This window comes from Paenibacillus sp. ov031 (genome assembly GCF_900143165.1).
GTDB classification, from domain to species: domain Bacteria; phylum Bacillota; class Bacilli; order Paenibacillales; family Paenibacillaceae; genus Paenibacillus; species Paenibacillus marchantiae.
In genome coordinates, this window is sequence record NZ_FRDO01000002.1 from 479,967 (window position 1) to 496,532 (window position 16,566).

The window sequence follows — 16,566 nt, forward strand, 5'->3', positions numbered from 1 at the left end:
ATCCCCCTGCTCGAATAGTGAACAATACGGCGGAACATGTACGAATAAACACTGAACTTATGGAGTGAACAGCAAAAAGACGCTTCATCCGAAGCGTCCTCTGTTATACATAAGCCAAATCCCTATAATATACGTTATCTCCAGCTAAACTTAGATTAGCTGCAACAACATGTTGTTCATATTCGTTATCTTGTGTAATAACATTTTCTTATGTGCTAACGCTTTTCTTAATTTTCGTCGTCAAAATCCTGGTCAAACGAAAGCACTTTGCCTGTATTGGCATCGACGTCTACATCGGCTTCACCGTTTGCTGTTCTTAGTTCCACTTCATAAACATAACGGCCGTTATCATGATCCAGTTCGATTTCGGTTACTTTTCCGCCTGTCACCTGTTTCAGGGCAATGTTCGAAGCTTGTGCCTCTGTCAGTTTAACCTGTTTTGAAGCAGAGTGATTGGAAGACGTACCTGCCACAGTGCCTTTATAATCATCGTCGTCATCGTAATCTTCATCATCGATTACGGCAAGGATTTTACCGGTGTAGGCTTCCAAACGAACGACAACGTCCTTGCTTCCTTTTTTGTCGATTTCAACTTCATAGAACGTTTGGCCGTTTCTGCGCTCCAGATCCACATCATCCACTTTGCCATCCGTTGCTTTCAAGGCTGCTTCTTTTGCCTGTGCGACTGTCAGCAATGTATCTGTGTTCTGGGTCTGTGTTACTGATTGTGTAGTGGACGTTTGCGTAGGCTGAACCGATTGTCCATTTACACTCCCACTGGCCAGAGCGGCTGATCCTCCGAGCAGCACCGCTGCCGACAAGCTGCCAATCCATAGTTTATGTTTGTTCATCATCATCATTCATCTCCTCGTTGTTGTTCTCGTTTTCGTCTACAGTTATAGATTAACCTGTACGAATGAGAGATCAGCGAGAGTCAGATTAGAATTTGATGAGAAAAGGAGTGAGCACCTCACATTATTCCTTAGAATAGCAATGTGACTGGCTTCATGCAGAGCTTTTAAACCATCGTGAAGTCCCTAATCCTCGTCCTCATCCCAAGTAACCGAACGAATCGCGCCTGAAATGGCATTCACCTGCACAATGGCCTCACGACCGTCATCCAGGTCAATTTCAACCAGATAATACGGATTGCCACTATTCGTTCCACGGAGTTCGATATCATCCACTTCACCAGGAACCTTAGCCAGTGCCTTCTGCTCTGCTTCTTTCTCGCTCAGAAATGAAGTCTTGGTGCCTTCCCCTGTTGTCGGGTCGGGCGAAGATGCCTCCAGCGGCTTTGAAGACTGTTTCTCCCCGTTATACGGATCAATGGTCCATTGCTCCCGACCATTGTCCTTCATCTTGAATACCGCCAGATACACCGGGCTCCCCTGCTGCTCGACAAGTTCGAGCGACACCAGTTCGGCATCCGTTTGTTTCAGCAATTCCGTCTTGATCTGTTCCCGGCTCCATAACGTCTTCTCCTCGGCTTGTGGGTTGGACTCCAGCCGTTTAATGGAATTCACGGTCGCCGTAACCGCATCAACTTGTACGTCATACAGTCCGGTTTCTGAGCGGAGCTGCATGATGTAGGTTCCGTCCTTCAACGTGGAATTCAGGATCTCTCCCGGATATTGATCCAAGACCGCTTGGGCCGCTGCATCTGCTGTTAACATCACGCGGTCTGATTGCCACGGCCTCCACCACATGACCGCTATAACGACAAGGAGAGCCAGGAGCCCCGCACCCCACCATAATGAACGTCTTGGCTTCGCCCATCCTTTGCGTCGTTGTTCTTCCCGTTTCATTTCCGGACGCCCCTCATGCTCTTCCATCATGGTTCCCCCTTACGCACTCTCTTATGATCCGTAATCCTACTGTGTTTACCAGTATATAAGAGAAGAATGAGATTTTCATGAGAGTGATCCGTTCTGTACGGATGTGGGCAAAATTATCGAAGCCTCGGTTCCCCTGCCCTCGGTGCTGTTTAATTCAATACGTGCGCCCACGGCTTCTGCGATATCTTTGGCCAGGGAAAGTCCCAAGCCCGAACCGCTTGCTTCGCCGCTGCGTGTTCTGGCCTGATCAACTCGATAGAAACGGTCAAACACCTTGGACAGTTCCTCTTCCCGCATACCGATTCCCTTATCCACAATACATATCCGACATTCCTGCCCCTTTGCCTCCAGCCGGACTTCAATGGCATCCTCACTATATTTACGAGCATTGTCCAGCAAAATAAAAAGCAGCTGCTTCAGCTTGCTCACATCGCTAATCGCCCATATCCTGCCTGGGTCATCGCAGTGGACTTCCCGATGATAGGCTTCGCGAAATGCACGTGTGGAATCCAGCGCAAGCCGGGTGATATCCATCCGCTCCAGCTGTACATTCCACTGCTCTGGCTGCTTTGCCAGCAATAGCAGCTGCTCGGTCATCTCCCGCATGCGCACGGATTCGGACAGAATGGCTTCTACCGCCTCGTCGAATACTTCGGGACGTTCCTTGCCCCTTCGTTGCAGCAGACTGGCATAACTTTCAATGATGGTAAGTGGTGTTTTCAGTTCATGAGAAGCATCAGAAACAAAGCGCTCCTGCCGCTCGAAGTTGGATTCCAGCAGATCCATCATACGGTTGAACGTCTGCCCCATCGTTTTCAACTCATCCTTCGATTTTTCGTCGAGTGGAAGCCGCTTGAACTGGCCGCTCGACTGGATATCACTCATCGTACGTGTCATCTGCTGGATCGGCCGTGTCATCCGGTTCGCCAGAATACGGCTGGAGATGATGGCCGGAATCAGCGCGATGATGGTCACGGCAACTAGAACCGTACGAAGCACAGACAGGCGATTCTCGGTATCTTCAATGCTCTCGGTGACTTGTAGATTCACTACTTCTCCATCCGGCCAGATCACTGGAACAGAGACCCAGACATAACCGATTTGTTCAACTTGGGTATACTCCGATTTTTTTTCGCTTTCGTATTTGTAGGACAGCTTGCTCAGCTGCTCCTCTGCCGAGGTCGTCACCGGCGGGGAGCTGGTGCCGTCTTCATTGACGATCCGCAGCATGCCGTCCAGCGGCGCGTAGGCCCGGAGCAAGTCGTCCGGCGGAATGGAACCGGCAGACTGGCGCACTCCTTTTACAATAGACTCGGCCTCAGCCTCTACCCGCTTGATCTCGTTATCGATCGACATCCGTTCGAACACGATATACACCGACAGGTTGACGGCAATCAGCAGCACGGCAAACAATACGGACGAATATCCGTAGATTCTGCTGCGCAGACTCATACTTGCTCCTTCAGAACGTAACCAACACCCCGAACGGTATGTATTAAGGGTGGTGTGAATCCGTTATCGACTTTTTTGCGCACATAACGGATATACACATCCACCACATTGGTATCTCCATAATAATCGTATCCCCAGACGGCCTGAACAATCTGGTCCCGGCTCAGCACCTGGCGCTGGTTTTGCAACAGATACACCAATAGATCGAACTCACGCGGTGTAAGCTCAATCGATTGACCATCCCGGGATATCTCACGGGTTCCTTCATTCAGCTTCAATCCACCTGCGGTAAGCCAGCCTGTCTCATTTCCCGCCGTATGCTCGGGTGATTGCGCCGTATCCCGTGGGACCGAAGTGGCAGAGTGGGTAGCAGCCGATGCAGCACTCAGGCGCAGTGCAGCGCGTACTCTGGCAAGCAACTCTTCAATACGGAACGGCTTAGTAATGTAATCGTTGGCTCCGAGATCGAGTCCGGATACTTTGTCTTCCACAGAGTCTTTGGCTGTAAGCATCAGAATGGGCACGGTCGCATCTTTGGCACGTATCCGTCGCAACACTTCAATCCCACTCAGACCCGGCAGCATAATATCCAGCAGAATCAGATCCCATTGCCCCTCCCCATACATCTCCAGCCCTTCCGTTCCGCTGCCTGCCTTGCCTACCTGATATCCCTCATACTGTAATTCCAGTTCAAGCAGGCGTGCAATTTTGGGCTCATCCTCGATCACCAGCACGGCTTCATTCATGCAGAGCTCCCCCTCATTCCGTCATTCCATTCTCCCGTTATATTACAATACGAATTACAATTTACCTAAGGCATCCTCTACCAATTCATCCCCGGCGATCAGATCAAAAGCCATTCGATACGTCTTCTCCTCCTGGAGGGAAGCAGCGATTACACGAGCCACATCTTCACGTGGAATACTTCCCGGTTTCAGATCTGTTCCTACAGAGATTTTGCCGATACCCGGCTCATTTTTCAAACCACCTGGACGGATAATGGTGTAATTCAGATCACTTGCGAACAACGCCCGATCGGCATAATGCTTCGCCACGTAATACGGCTTAATGGCGTCGGACCACTTCTCCCGCTGATCTGCCCCAAACGCACTGACCAAAATATATCTGGTAATTCCCTGCTGCTGTGCCGCCTCCATTGTTTTCACCGCACCATCGAGATCAATGAGCAATGTTTTGTCTTCGCCCGTAGATCCACCGGAACCCGCTGTAAACACAATGGCATTGTGATCTTTCATTGCCTCGGCCAGATCATCCACGCTGCCTTCCAAATCGCCAATCACCACATTGGCACCAAACTGCTTCAGTGCATCTGCCTGCTCCGGTTTGCGAATCATCGCGGTGACTTGATGTTTCCCTTCCTGTGCCAGTTGCTGCAACAGAAATTTGCCGATTTGTCCGTTCGCTCCAATGACTAATACGTTCATATGTCATTCTCCTCTCGGTTTTCCTTTTATAAGCTAGCTTTTATAAAACAGACTTGTCTTTAATTTAAACGAAAGCCGACGCTTCTAAGCGCCGGCTGCTATGTATTACTACCGTTCAGCGCATCTGGCAAGATGCGGATAACACGTCTTTCCTTTAATATACCATACACCCTATACGGTTATACCGAGCACTTTTTTCTTCAATACATATCTGATAACAACGGTTATACTTCCGCATTCACTTCATGGAACTTAGCCCCTATGCCAAACGGATGCTGGTTAAAAATAAAAAAAGGCACCCCAAATGGGGTGCCTTTCTGTTGCATGGCGTACAGGTATTAGTAAGCCAGTGCAAACAAACCGTGAATATGAGCAAGGTAACGGATGTTACTTGCTTCTTTCATCATGGTTGCTGGCAGACCTTTCAGACGAGTCTGGTTGCCACCGATCATGCCGACAGCATCCTTACGACCCAGACTTCCCAGTGTACCGGAGAATACTGGTGTGAAGGATTCCATTGCGCCACCTTTGAACATTACGCCCAAGTTGTGACCAATAGTTTCACCCATTTGCCAAGCCAATTGTGCTGTTGGAGGGTATGGACGAGCGCCTTCGCTAGGGAAGACCACTGCGCTGTCACCAGCAACAAACACGTCTTTATGGGATGTGGATTGCAGTACTTCCGTAACTTTCGCACGGCCACGATCCACTTCAATTCCGCTGTTGGCAACAACTGCATTACCTTGAACGCCGCCTGTCCATACGAGTGTGTTCGTAGGGATCGAGCTTCCGTCTTTCAGCAGAACTTCATTTTCTTTCATTTCGGTAATCGCTACGCCAACGATGAAGTTAACGCCACGTTTTTCCAGACTCGCTTTTGCACGCTCAACCAGTTCTGGCGGGAATCCTGCCAGGATGGAAGGACCTGCTTCAACCGTGTACAGGGAAACTTCTTTGAAGTCGATACCTTTTTCTTGGCATACAGCCGGAAGAAGGTCAGCGAATTCACCAACAAGCTCGATACCTGTCAAACCACCGCCACCGATAACAAACGTAGCGTCTGCTTTGTTGCCGGATTGTTTGTAAGCATCCAAACGAGCTTCCACGTGTGCACGAATGCGATTAGCATCGCTAACGGATTTCAGCGTGAAGCTGTACTCCTGCAATCCCGGAATTCCGAAGAATGCCGTTTCACTGCCCAAGGCAACAACGAGTGCATCGTAAGAGTAAGTAGAACCGCTGGTCATGAGAACTTTTTTCTCGTCCGGCTTGATTGTATCCACCGTATCGATTTTCAAGTTCACATTTTTACCACTCAGCAATTTTTCGAGTGGAAGGGCAACTGCTTTTTCAGCAATGCTTCCTGCTGCAAGACGGTGCAGTTCCGTAATAATTTGGTGCGTAGGGTAACGGTTCACGACTGTAATAGTCGCTTCTTCCGGTGTCAGGTATTGACGCGCAGTCAGCGCAGTCAACAGACCACCGTAACCTCCGCCCAAGATCAAAATTTGCTTCGACATATCCATCCTCCGTTCTTCTAATCTTAACGTTGCTGTTGTTGACGCTCGTTCAGGATGCTCAGGAATGATTGAGCAAAACGAAGCGTTTGTTGTACGTTTGGATCTTTAAGCATTTTGAGCATAGCGAACAAACCAACCGAAGTTTGCTCGGCTTGCGCACGATCACTTGCTTCGATGGCAGCAGAAGCTACACCTTTAGCTTTGTCTACAACAGGTTTAGCAAACTCGCCCATTGCGCTCATTGTGTCGCTGATCAGAACTTTGTCTGTAGCTACGCTTTGTGCAAAGTCATAAGCTTTGGTCATTGCAGTGACCATTTCAGCCAGTTTAGGCAAGTTCTCCACCAGAACGGTCAGAGACTCCTGTACCTCAGGCTTCATCAATTGATCCAGTACGTCCAAGGACTGGCGTTGGGAAACGTCGGCACCTTCTGTAACCGGCACCTCTTGTTGAGTAGGCGATTGTGACATAAGAGAAAGTCCTCCTTTACTTTGGGATAGAAGTCCGCGACTTTCATGATGCCTGTCAAGCAGAGCCGAACCACAAATACATCCAATACAACTAAATGTACCAAATTTCACACAATAGAATGAGCATAGCCCAAGGGCCGTTCCCACATCGTGTATTGTATCTTGGGTCTATTGCGGACAACATGTGTTGACGCAAAACGACAAGCAGGCCGAAACCGAACTCTATACCCCTATATTACACCTCTTACACATGAACATGAAAAAGAAATTTTTTACACTTGTGAAGATATTGTGAACATTGTAACAAAATCGATTTTTTTGTCAAGCATTGTGGTCGGATTAAAATCGATTATTCTCCTGTCCCAGATCCGTAATCCTACCACATGTGGTAGGAAGACAAGATCACATATGACCATATGTGCGATATGTACACAAGGAAGGATTTTTTCAAATGAATTTTTCAGGAATTGTTTTCCAAAACCATGAATTTCATGCAACGAAATTGGTCACTGTCGTTATTATGCAGCTAGGGGTGCAGCCTTATTCCTGAAATGACATCATTTCTTGTTCAAGTATGAACCTATCCTGGCACGAAAGCAAAAAAGACAGAAAGAAGGCCTGACGGATCGTCCTGCCTCCTGATATTTCTTTCACTGTTCGCCAGATCTAATCGTTACATTTCGGCCACACCATAACGATTTCTGGGGAATGCTGATCCATTTCTTCAAGCAACGCTTTTATTGCAACGACAGCAGCTCGCTCTAATTCCTCCACCTCCAGAAGTATCGAGATAGCTTGATCGACCTGAAGCTTCTCGTTTGGCTTTCCGCCTTCAGGAAAAGGAAAACACTGTTTGAGCACGTTTAACCTTTGGGACATGTTTCGATATAACTCTTCCGCCTGAAGACAGAATGGAATCAAGCTGGAATAGCGGGGAATCGAAGCCCACTTTAGACAAAGTTCCCTGAAAAACTCACTTGCATAACGTCTTGCATCCCACAAAACCGCAATGTTATAAGCGTGACCGTTCGGTTCTACCCTTCTGTATTCTAGGGCTTCTCTCCAGACCGCATAAGCAGCCAGACCACTGACTGTGTTCGACAAGGTATACGGGTCCTCCCCACGATAATGAGCCAAAACATCTGTCAGTGCCGCGCGCAAGTTCATTTCTCGTATCATGCCATCTGATTCCGCTGCCAGTACAAATACTTCCTGATTCACCCCCCGGCCCACATGATCATAGGGAATTGTCACTGATTTAATGAAATCTGTACCGTACAGGGTCCGGGCTGCATCATCATAGCCATAAATCAATCCGAATTCGGGAATATTCAGGTCCCATACTACGGCCGGAATTCCCCTATGAATGGAGTAACGAATCAAGGAGAGGGCCCGAACAAGCCTTGGATTTAGCAACCTTTTCCCCTTCGCTTTCTCCTCTAGCATCGAAGGATCGATCAGATTGGCATTGAGTCCCGCTTCGCTCGCCAAAGCCTCAACCGCATGGGAACGATAACCCATATGGTGCAATCCTCTGATAAGTACCTCTTTGAAGTTATAGGCGGTGGGTCCAGCGATATGTATGTCCTGAGGCAGGATGGTCAGACGAAAAGAAAGTCCACTCATCCCCATAACCATGGGGAGAGATGGAGATGAACCGATATAACCTAACATCTCGTGAATGGATGCTGCTGCCGAGTTCCAGGTTTGGGGAGCCCGAAACGAAAGGGGTTCCTCCAGAATCACTCGATTTTGCCCGAGTGAATTCCACTCTGCCAGCATTTCTTCTACGGATAAATGAATATGAAGCTGCGACACTTTTTTACGTGAACGGGACAGAATTTGATACGCATTGGCACTTGTCAGATTGAATTTACAGGCAATTTCTTGCGGTGACAGCTGCTCCATCCAATACGATGTGAAGACCTGCTGCTCTCTTAAATTCAGACATCCCAGCAGCTTGTAGAGATTATTCCTCATTTCCTGCTGAGCAACAGCTTGATACGGATCATAGCCAGTCTCCTGCGATATCCGTTCGGTGTCATTCAAAAGATGGTTCAGCGTCTTGTCGAGCGAGTCTTGATCGCTCCATGAGGGATCATCGGCTCCAAATGCAAGGAAAGAAGAAAAATGTTGTTCACGCTGCTGCTCTCGGCGTTGCATATGTGAGTACGCCTGATTACGCACAATGCGCTGCATCCAGGCCATAAAACGCTCGGCATTCTGAAGCTGCCCCATATGAATGAACGCCCGAATAAGCCCATCCTGTAAAATATCTTCTGCGAGATAAGAATCATGTGTAAGTGCTCGCACATAACGGAACAATTGCCTACGGTAACGGTGAATCAATTCACCAAAAGCCTCTGTATCCCCAGTTTGGGCTCGTTGGATAAGCGCGACATCCGACTCCTTTTGCCGATTCTCGAATGTCTCATCTTCCCCTGGCCTGATATGGCGATTGTCAGCTAATTCATCCATGTGTATCTCCCCTTCTCATAGCCTTGCTTCACTTACAATTACATTATTCCATCTTCAAAATAGCAGCTTCGATCATGGCTTCCGTCTCCGCGAGTGCCACCATGATTGTCGCAGCAGCCTCCCAGTTCCGGGAGACAAGACGGGATTGGCATTCCCCGAATTGGCGCGATTGTGCGTATTTCAAAGCAGAAAGGTCAGGATGGATTGTTTTAAAAAATGACCCATAATCATGGGCACGACGCGCGCCTACTGGCAGAGCAAAATACACATAATGAGCCCACTCATTACCATCGATTGCATCAGCACGAACCTGTTCCGCCTTATGAAGAATCGCTGAAGCTCCTGTTCGTCCTTCCTGTGCAGCAATATCATGGATCTGTTCTGTAAGCGTTGATTTGAACCAAGTAAAAGCACGACGGTTAATCTCCTCCAGATCAGGCTGTTCAATGCGTTCAGGACTCCACCATCGTCGATACACACCGCTACTCCACGGGAATTCAGACTTCCATGCTTCCTCAAGTTTATCCAGTGTCAGGAAGACATTCGGGAATCCAGCAGGATCATGCAGGCATATTTCATCGCCCTCCATGCTCAACGCCACTACATAATGATCGCAACCACCCAGGTTGGGAGAGTTGGGATTGTAGACGAGTTTGCCCATATCCAGCGGACCCATCATCACAGGACCCTGCTTCAAAGCCTCTCTTAGCTCATCTACAGGCATCTCTGTACCCGGTGATTGCACACTTTCGCGCACACTAAATCCCAGAATGCTCATCGCTTTGCTGATGGCCAGATCAGGACTAGAGGTACAGTTATCAAAAAAAAGCATATCTTCCTGCGTTCGAAAGGCCCCTAGTGAAAAGCCACCGACTGCTTCAAGCAGACCGGGGTCTACCTTTTCTCCAATGGACGACAGCAGCATTGAAGCTGAATTAGCGTAGCAATATGCACCATTTCCAATATAATTGCTCATATCATAACATCCTCTCATTTCTTTAATGAAGCACGCGGTTATGCAATGCCTATACTTATACTGACTCTTCGTACTGATCATTTCTGACAGAATATCCAGAACAAATTTCTGCCCTTATCACAATAGCAACGTTTAGAATACGGGCATCCCGGTTAATAAGGACTACACCAGAAACGAAGGAGATGTTCGATATGAGTAATTCAACTAGCGATAAAATTAAAGCAGGCGTAAACAAGGCCAAAGGCGAAGTGAAAGATCAGATCGGTAATGCGACTAACAACAGATCCCTTCAGGCTGAGGGCAAGAAAGACAAAGCCAAAGGTGCTGTGCAGGACAAAATTGCTGATGTAAAAAAACATCACTAGATCCATTTGTTAAACGTGAACACGCACGACAATTCGTGCAGTAAATATAGGATCATTGCCCGACCGTCCATACCGGTTGAAAGCCGGGATTCGACGGGGGCGCAAAAAAGCCAAGGAAGGTGTTATTCACTACACCCTTCCCTGGCTTTTTTTGCCCTGGTTAGATAGCCGGAACTGCATATCTCGCCATATCGATAATAAAGCTGCGTGCTTCTCTTGTCGTGTGGTATTCACGGCTGAATTGTCTTACCCATTCGGGATGTTCCTGATACCATCGAAAGGTCTGCTCCAGTCCCTGCTCCAGCGTCATCTGGGGAAACCATCCGGTCTCTGATCGTAATTTTCCCGAGTGAACGACCAGACTCGAACCTCTGGACTGGGTGGGCTCCTGCTCCCGAATCTCCGCCGTTCCATTAGAAGTATGCAATTGGTGCAAAAGATCTCCGATCTCTTGCATGGTTGTTCCTTGCCCTGTCGAAATGTTATAGATCTGCTGATCTTGTCCATTCAGCATAATCTGTTCAATCGCTCGCAGCGCATCATCTACATACAAAAAATCACGTACAGCTGATCCCTGAATATCCAGAGGAAGGCTGTCCATCATTCGGCCAAAATTACGCGGGATAATCCGGTCCGGCAACTGCCAAGGTCCATAAAGATTGGTTAAACGAAATATTTTTATAGGAAGCTGGTAACATTGAGCGTAGGATCGTGCGAGCATCTCACAGGCTACTTTGGAAGCGGAGTAAGGGGATACCGGAGCATATTCATCGGATTCATGATACACTCTGCCCATCTCCCCTCCGTATACCTCAACAGATGAAGCCAGCACCACGGGAATATGGTGATCGGAAGCGTATTGCAGAATGGCCTGTGTACTGAGGGTGTTGTTACGAAACACTTCTCCGGGGTGATGATACGAATAATCTACGTGTGGCATCGCTGCCAGATGAATAATATAGTCTGTTTCGTGCGGCAAGCTAAATCTGTCCTTCGCGAGATCACAACAGATAAAGGCCATCTCATGAAGTGGAGAGCTGTGAACAAGCCTCTGACAATAATCATCCTGGTCCACCAGGGTGATTCGATGTCCTTTTTGCGCCAAATACTGAGAAAGGTTAAATCCTACAAATCCAGAAGCCCCTGTAATGACAATATTCAAGCACATTCCCCCTTGGATTAATACAACAAGTTACTGAAGAGAGTCTATGTTCTGATTATAACCTTATAGTGATACATTTTGTATCATTTTACAATTGTTTTTTGTTCTTCACCAGAAATAAACGGGTAATGCCATAGAGAGGTGATATTTACGATGAAAGAGGCCATCAACAATGTACAAACGATGTTATTTCAGGACGATGGTGTGATCCCCAATCATCCGATTCTGCCTGTACTTCTGTATAAAGGAATTTGGGCAACAAATTCCGCTCGTGCAGAGTCGTTACTGAACCAAAATGGATGGGGAAACAGCTGGATTAACGGTGTGTTTGATTATCATCATTTTCACAGCAATGCTCATGAAGTACTTGCAGTGGTTAGTGGCTGGGTTGAGCTCATTCTTGGTGGGCAACATGGAAAGGTTGTGCGTCTTCATGCAGGAGATGTGGTCGTATTACCTGCGGGAACCGGACATAAGCGGCTGAGTGCGAGCCGTGATTTCCGCATTGCAGGGGCCTATCCAGGTGGCATGAGCTATAATACCCGAACGGGTGAACCGGGGGAGCGTCCCAAAGTTCTGCGTGAAATTCAGGAGGTTCCCATTCCGGATACAGATCCAGTCTATGGGCAAGAGGGGCCACTATTGGAGTTATGGAATCAGAATAAGACATGAAAGAATAAATGGACTGCTCCGGGATAAAAAAACTACCGGGAACAGTCCATTTCGGTTACTGGGGGAGCCTCACACTGTAGAATCGCATGGCATGTGGCTTCCCTTCCATCTCAAGCCGTCCCTTTATGATCAACTGTCGAACACGGTATTCAATGAATGCGTCTCCGACAGCTTGTTCAAGATGGCCCAGCACCTCACCTACGACGCGGGCTGATTTTATAAACTCGCCAGGCTGTCTGGTTAACGTGACCTCTCTAGCCTTCTGCATAATGTACTCATCAATCGCGTCTTCGGGCACGCTCTGAATCTGGCCATCCTTCATTAATCGCAGAAGTCCTGGCTGTACAGCCAGATTCACCCACTCTTGCTCCATGTGTTTTCGTTCCTCCACAGACAACGGTTCAGCATTCACACAGTGTTGCCACATCGATAACAACTTCTCAGAAAAAATTCCACCTGTTCTAGGAACATCATACTGAACTTCAGAAGGTTTGAATAATTCCTGATATAATGCACCGGTATCGATCAAATAGATAGGCCCCAGCCTTTTACGTAGCAAATGCATGGCATATAAAAGCCCCGTTCTCTCATGAGCATTATTCGCATACCAAATGGTGATTCGCGTATCTTCATCAATTGAACTCAACATGTTGTTTAATTGAAGCAGCTTATCCATGCCTTGGACGGCATAACTTCCATGCTCACCCAAATAAAGTTTCTCAAGTAGCCAGAGGTGCCTGCGGTGTAAATCCGCCTTGTTCGTCAGATCGCCCAATGGACCGATGGCATAGTAGTCATTCATAGAGAAAAACCGCCGCTCCGAGCGACCTGGAACCTTGCCCATCGCAACCTTAATGCTACCTAGTGGCGATTCACCAATCGCTATATGAATTTCACGTGGTATCTGTGCCTTTAATGCCTGTTGCTCCGCTTTCTCCCGGTTCCGATTCTCATCCAATGTCTTAAATATCGACTGTATTTTCGTTACAAAATGAACAGAATGTTCTTCCGCTGACTGATCACTGACTGCCATATCTGCGCTGAGATAGAGCGTACGCAATAACGAACGCAGCTCGTCCTCATCCATACGGTACAGCTCCTGATCAAAATCAAAGATATTGTCAATCATGTTTATCCCCCTCCAAACAGTCTAAACCGATGGTTATCTGCGACTAAACCATACAAAATCGAACGTACGTATTTGTATCATCGTAAGTTTACGACGAAATAGACTTTCCAGAGGAGTGACTCAGATCATTCATTTCCTCACGATTGGATGACGAACGGGTAAAATGCCGCTCCAGCTTCCGACTTGCCCAAAGGGATACCGCGATAAACAACAACACGCCGCCCCATCGCACAGGGTGCTCCATAAACTGAGCTACATTGGAACCGATATACGTCACACAGAAGATCATAATGGCTTTACCAAAACTCACCGCAAGCAGGAAGGACATTAATCTCATCCGCGCAATACCTGCCGCTACATTAATAATGACGAACGGACCAACCGGAAAAATACTCAACAAAAACACATAACTGAATGCATTCCGCCGAATCCATACCATGCTGCGCTGCACACGGGGTTTATTAGCCCAACGTTCCACAAAAGCCGACTTCCCAATCTCCCGTACAATCAGGAACGTAACGGTACAGCCGAGTACCATCCCGATCCATGAATATAAAAATCCTGCCCATAGCCCGTACACCGCTCCGTTAACCCCAACAATGAGCAGTGTAGGCAGCGGGGGCACGAACGATTTCATAAAGGTAAGCAAAATTGCCGGTAAAGGGCCCAGGGAGCGAAACTTCTCCAGCCAAAAACGAATATTCTCTTCCGTAATATAGGACATGATGTCCAAAGATGCCGGGTTCATCTGCTTCCCTCCAATCTATACAGTTCAAATTTACTAAAGATGTGGTGCCCATTATAAAATACATCTGGTAAACCGATGTGAAGTTTCACGACTCACTTCTCCCCAGTATAACGTACATATGAGCGCTGTACCGTTGTCAATTTGAAGAAATTTCACCAGCGAAGCTAAAAAACAAAAAGCACACCCTGACCCGTTCAGTCTTGGTGTGCTCTCTATATCGGATACCCCGCTTGAAACCCATGGTGAACAAGCTTGGGGAAGTATTTGTATTTCGCATAAACCGTTTATTCTAGCTGAGCTTCCTGCATTGCCAATTCATTCAGCTCTTCCTGATGCGCAGCATTCCACTCGGGAATACCGGAACGCATGAATTCTTCGGCATCCATCGCTGCTTTGGACTGGTTGCACAGATTGCAGGCGCAGACACAGTTAAGTGGGGTGGTATGCCCACCTTTAGCTCGTGGCAGAAGATGGTCAATCGTGTCTCCATACGATCCACAGAAGTAGCAGGTATAGTTATCACGGGTCAAAATAAACCGTTTGAAATCCTTGTTGCTAAACAATCGACGGATCGTGTACCGATTAACCACAACAGCGGCTTTTTCCTTGACCAACGTGACCGCCAGCTCCATATCCACTTCCTGATGCCAGCGCCGCCCTTTGTCCGTCTTGCCACGCATGCGCACCATGCCCTGCCGATTCGTCCGAAGCGATGACGGATCTTCCGGATCAATCGCTACAGGCACCGCCGGAGTATGACGGCGGGGACGGCTTTCCGTTCCAGCCCCATGACTGCGGCTGGAATGTGCAGGCGCCCGCTGCCCGGATGATCCGGCACGGGCTGCGTCTTCGCCGCCTGCCTTAGGCGCACGCTCCTTGCGTGCCGGGCGCGGCTTCGACCCGGGCGAGCCTGGCTGGCGCCCGGGTGCAGGAGGCGCAGCCTCCATGGCCGTGCCCGGCGCTTGGCCGGGGGCGGGCTTTGCAGCAGCGGCAGGCTGCGCGGCTGCTGCTGGGGGTCCGGCGACCGCGGCATCGCCACGGTCGCTCAGGTTCGGCGCACTGGCCTCAGCTATGCTGCGGGCCTGTCCTGCGCCGGACAGCAGCGCGGCAGCACGTTTGCGGCGCCGCTTGCGTTTGCGCTTGGCTGCGGTCGGCTGATCCGCAGCCCCTGGCTCTGCTGCCGGGCCTTGCGGCTTGGCTAGCAGCAGAGCCTTCGCCGCCGCAATCTCCTGCTCGGCGGCCTGATCCGTGCCAGCGGCTATACGCGCGCGGGCACGCTTCGCAGATGGATCAGCATTCGCTGTATGCGTCTGCGAATCCCTTTCTTGCAGATCAGCCCTCGTCTGCGGCTGATCTACCTTCTCGCTCTCCACCTCAGTTCCGGAGAGCGGCTCCGTTTGCTCATTACCCGACTGCAGTTCTGGGCGCTTCGCCTTTCTCCTCCTTCTCCTCTTCTTGCGGTTGCCCGAAGGCGAAGAAACAGTTGAAGAAGCAACGAAGTCAGCCGTTTCACCTTCCATCGAAGAAGATGAACTTACGGACGGCTTAGACTGCTCGTGTCTTTCTGAAGTAGAAGCAACAGAAGGCGTACTATTTGCTGTATCGACGATCCGTTCTGCTGTATGACTTGCAGATGCAGAAGGCCGTGCAGCCGCAGCACCTTTATGACTCTTTATCGCCTCATCCATAGGCCGGAGTGAGGTATTATTGTTATCGGCTTGTCCACCGAGCTGACGACAGTGACGACAAGCGCCACGTCTGGCTCCCGGGCCAGCCCGCTTTCCGGTTCTTCGTCGAAATTCGGACAAAGGTCGCTTTTGCCCGCAATACATACATGTCTTGGTCAGTTGCGCTTCATGTTCCGTCATTTCCTGCCGGAAAGGGGCCGAGCCCATCTCCATGTTGTCACCTCGGTTCCGTATGAATCCGGTTTCTTTCTATTGTATCACATCTGCTCGCCAACACACTCATAGCCAGATGTCCCATAGTCTTTGGTCTTGTACTCCTGGGTCTGCCCCACGCATTCGTGAAGGATGTGTTCCACGTATTCCAATATATCTTGCATCGGTTTCCCGCATTGTTCACATGTTGTCATTGTTCTCACCTTAATCCTGTTCTTAAAAGTCAATACATCCATTGAATAAATGAATATACACTGTTTTACTACGCTGGCAGAACAACCTTCCGATCGCTGTTACCCCCAGATTTCTTTAATCCCCTTTTTAAAAGGTAAAATCCGGTGCTAAAGGCGAGCGCTACGCTTCTTCAGGTTTTTTCTGCCCTCTCCGTTAATGTGTATTTTTTATTCAAA

Annotated in this window: 15 protein-coding genes; 2 read left to right on the forward strand and 13 right to left on the reverse strand. The window is 48.7% G+C overall.

What is annotated here, in order from left to right; translation table 11 throughout:
- Positions 1 to 227: 227 nt before the first annotated feature.
- The 9 genes from BUA17_RS12320 to BUA17_RS12360 all read right to left on the reverse strand — a co-directional run bounded on the left by BUA17_RS12320 (position 228) and on the right by BUA17_RS12360 (position 10,179).
- Positions 228 to 854: a PepSY domain-containing protein gene (locus BUA17_RS12320; protein ID WP_170867835.1), complete on the reverse strand. Its 627-nt coding sequence runs from the start codon at positions 852 to 854 to the stop codon at positions 228 to 230.
- A gap of 183 nt (positions 855 to 1,037) precedes the next feature.
- Positions 1,038 to 1,838, reverse strand: a complete 801-nt coding sequence (locus BUA17_RS12325) for a PepSY domain-containing protein (protein WP_083584687.1) — start codon at positions 1,836 to 1,838, stop codon at positions 1,038 to 1,040.
- Between the two features lie 75 nt (positions 1,839 to 1,913).
- Positions 1,914 to 3,290, reverse strand: coding sequence for a sensor histidine kinase (locus BUA17_RS12330; protein ID WP_072733785.1), 1,377 nt, complete (start codon positions 3,288 to 3,290; stop codon positions 1,914 to 1,916).
- Complete coding sequence (locus BUA17_RS12335) at positions 3,287 to 4,036, reverse strand: response regulator transcription factor (RefSeq protein ID WP_063568224.1); 750 nt, start codon at positions 4,034 to 4,036, stop codon at positions 3,287 to 3,289. The genes BUA17_RS12330 and BUA17_RS12335 overlap by 4 nt, the downstream gene beginning before the upstream one ends.
- Before the next feature lie 54 nt (positions 4,037 to 4,090).
- Complete coding sequence (locus BUA17_RS12340) at positions 4,091 to 4,735, reverse strand: SDR family oxidoreductase (protein WP_072733786.1); 645 nt, start codon at positions 4,733 to 4,735, stop codon at positions 4,091 to 4,093.
- Between the two features lie 338 nt (positions 4,736 to 5,073).
- The gene (locus tag BUA17_RS12345; RefSeq protein ID WP_063568226.1) at positions 5,074 to 6,255 is read right to left on the reverse strand and encodes an NAD(P)/FAD-dependent oxidoreductase; all 1,182 of its coding nucleotides are present in this window, start codon (positions 6,253 to 6,255) and stop codon (positions 5,074 to 5,076) included.
- A gap of 23 nt (positions 6,256 to 6,278) precedes the next feature.
- Complete coding sequence (locus tag BUA17_RS12350) at positions 6,279 to 6,725, reverse strand: DUF1641 domain-containing protein (protein WP_024629786.1); 447 nt, start codon at positions 6,723 to 6,725, stop codon at positions 6,279 to 6,281.
- Between the two features lie 666 nt (positions 6,726 to 7,391).
- On the reverse strand, positions 7,392 to 9,203 hold the full coding sequence (locus tag BUA17_RS12355; protein ID WP_072733787.1) for an RNA polymerase sigma factor: 1,812 nt from the start codon (positions 9,201 to 9,203) through the stop codon (positions 7,392 to 7,394).
- A gap of 43 nt (positions 9,204 to 9,246) precedes the next feature.
- Positions 9,247 to 10,179, reverse strand: a complete 933-nt coding sequence (locus BUA17_RS12360) for a cysteine peptidase family C39 domain-containing protein (RefSeq protein WP_072733788.1) — start codon at positions 10,177 to 10,179, stop codon at positions 9,247 to 9,249.
- A gap of 191 nt (positions 10,180 to 10,370) precedes the next feature.
- On the opposite strand from BUA17_RS12360, the gene BUA17_RS12365 reads away from it, so the two are divergent.
- Positions 10,371 to 10,544, forward strand: a complete 174-nt coding sequence (locus BUA17_RS12365) for a CsbD family protein (protein WP_064506464.1) — start codon at positions 10,371 to 10,373, stop codon at positions 10,542 to 10,544.
- Positions 10,545 to 10,704: 160 nt separating this feature from the next.
- Here the strand turns inward: BUA17_RS12365 and BUA17_RS12370 are convergent, their stop codons facing one another.
- Complete coding sequence (locus BUA17_RS12370; RefSeq protein ID WP_072733789.1) at positions 10,705 to 11,712, reverse strand: NAD-dependent epimerase/dehydratase family protein; 1,008 nt, start codon at positions 11,710 to 11,712, stop codon at positions 10,705 to 10,707.
- 147 nt (positions 11,713 to 11,859) lie between these two features.
- On the opposite strand from BUA17_RS12370, the gene BUA17_RS12375 reads away from it, so the two are divergent.
- On the forward strand, positions 11,860 to 12,378 hold the full coding sequence (locus BUA17_RS12375; protein ID WP_063568229.1) for a cupin domain-containing protein: 519 nt from the start codon (positions 11,860 to 11,862) through the stop codon (positions 12,376 to 12,378).
- Between the two features lie 55 nt (positions 12,379 to 12,433).
- On the opposite strand, the gene BUA17_RS12380 is transcribed toward BUA17_RS12375, so the two are convergent.
- The 3 genes from BUA17_RS12380 to BUA17_RS31970 form a co-directional block, all read right to left on the reverse strand.
- A complete protein-coding gene (locus BUA17_RS12380) occupies positions 12,434 to 13,507 on the reverse strand; it encodes a DUF1835 domain-containing protein (RefSeq protein WP_072733790.1) in 1,074 nt (357 codons plus the stop codon).
- Between the two features lie 88 nt (positions 13,508 to 13,595).
- Complete coding sequence (locus tag BUA17_RS12385) at positions 13,596 to 14,255, reverse strand: TVP38/TMEM64 family protein (protein WP_063568231.1); 660 nt, start codon at positions 14,253 to 14,255, stop codon at positions 13,596 to 13,598.
- A 284-nt stretch (positions 14,256 to 14,539) separates the two neighbouring features.
- Entirely contained in the window at positions 14,540 to 16,156 is a 1,617-nt protein-coding gene (locus BUA17_RS31970) for an HNH endonuclease (protein WP_348537071.1), read from the reverse strand.
- Between the last annotated feature and the right edge of the window lie 410 nt (positions 16,157 to 16,566).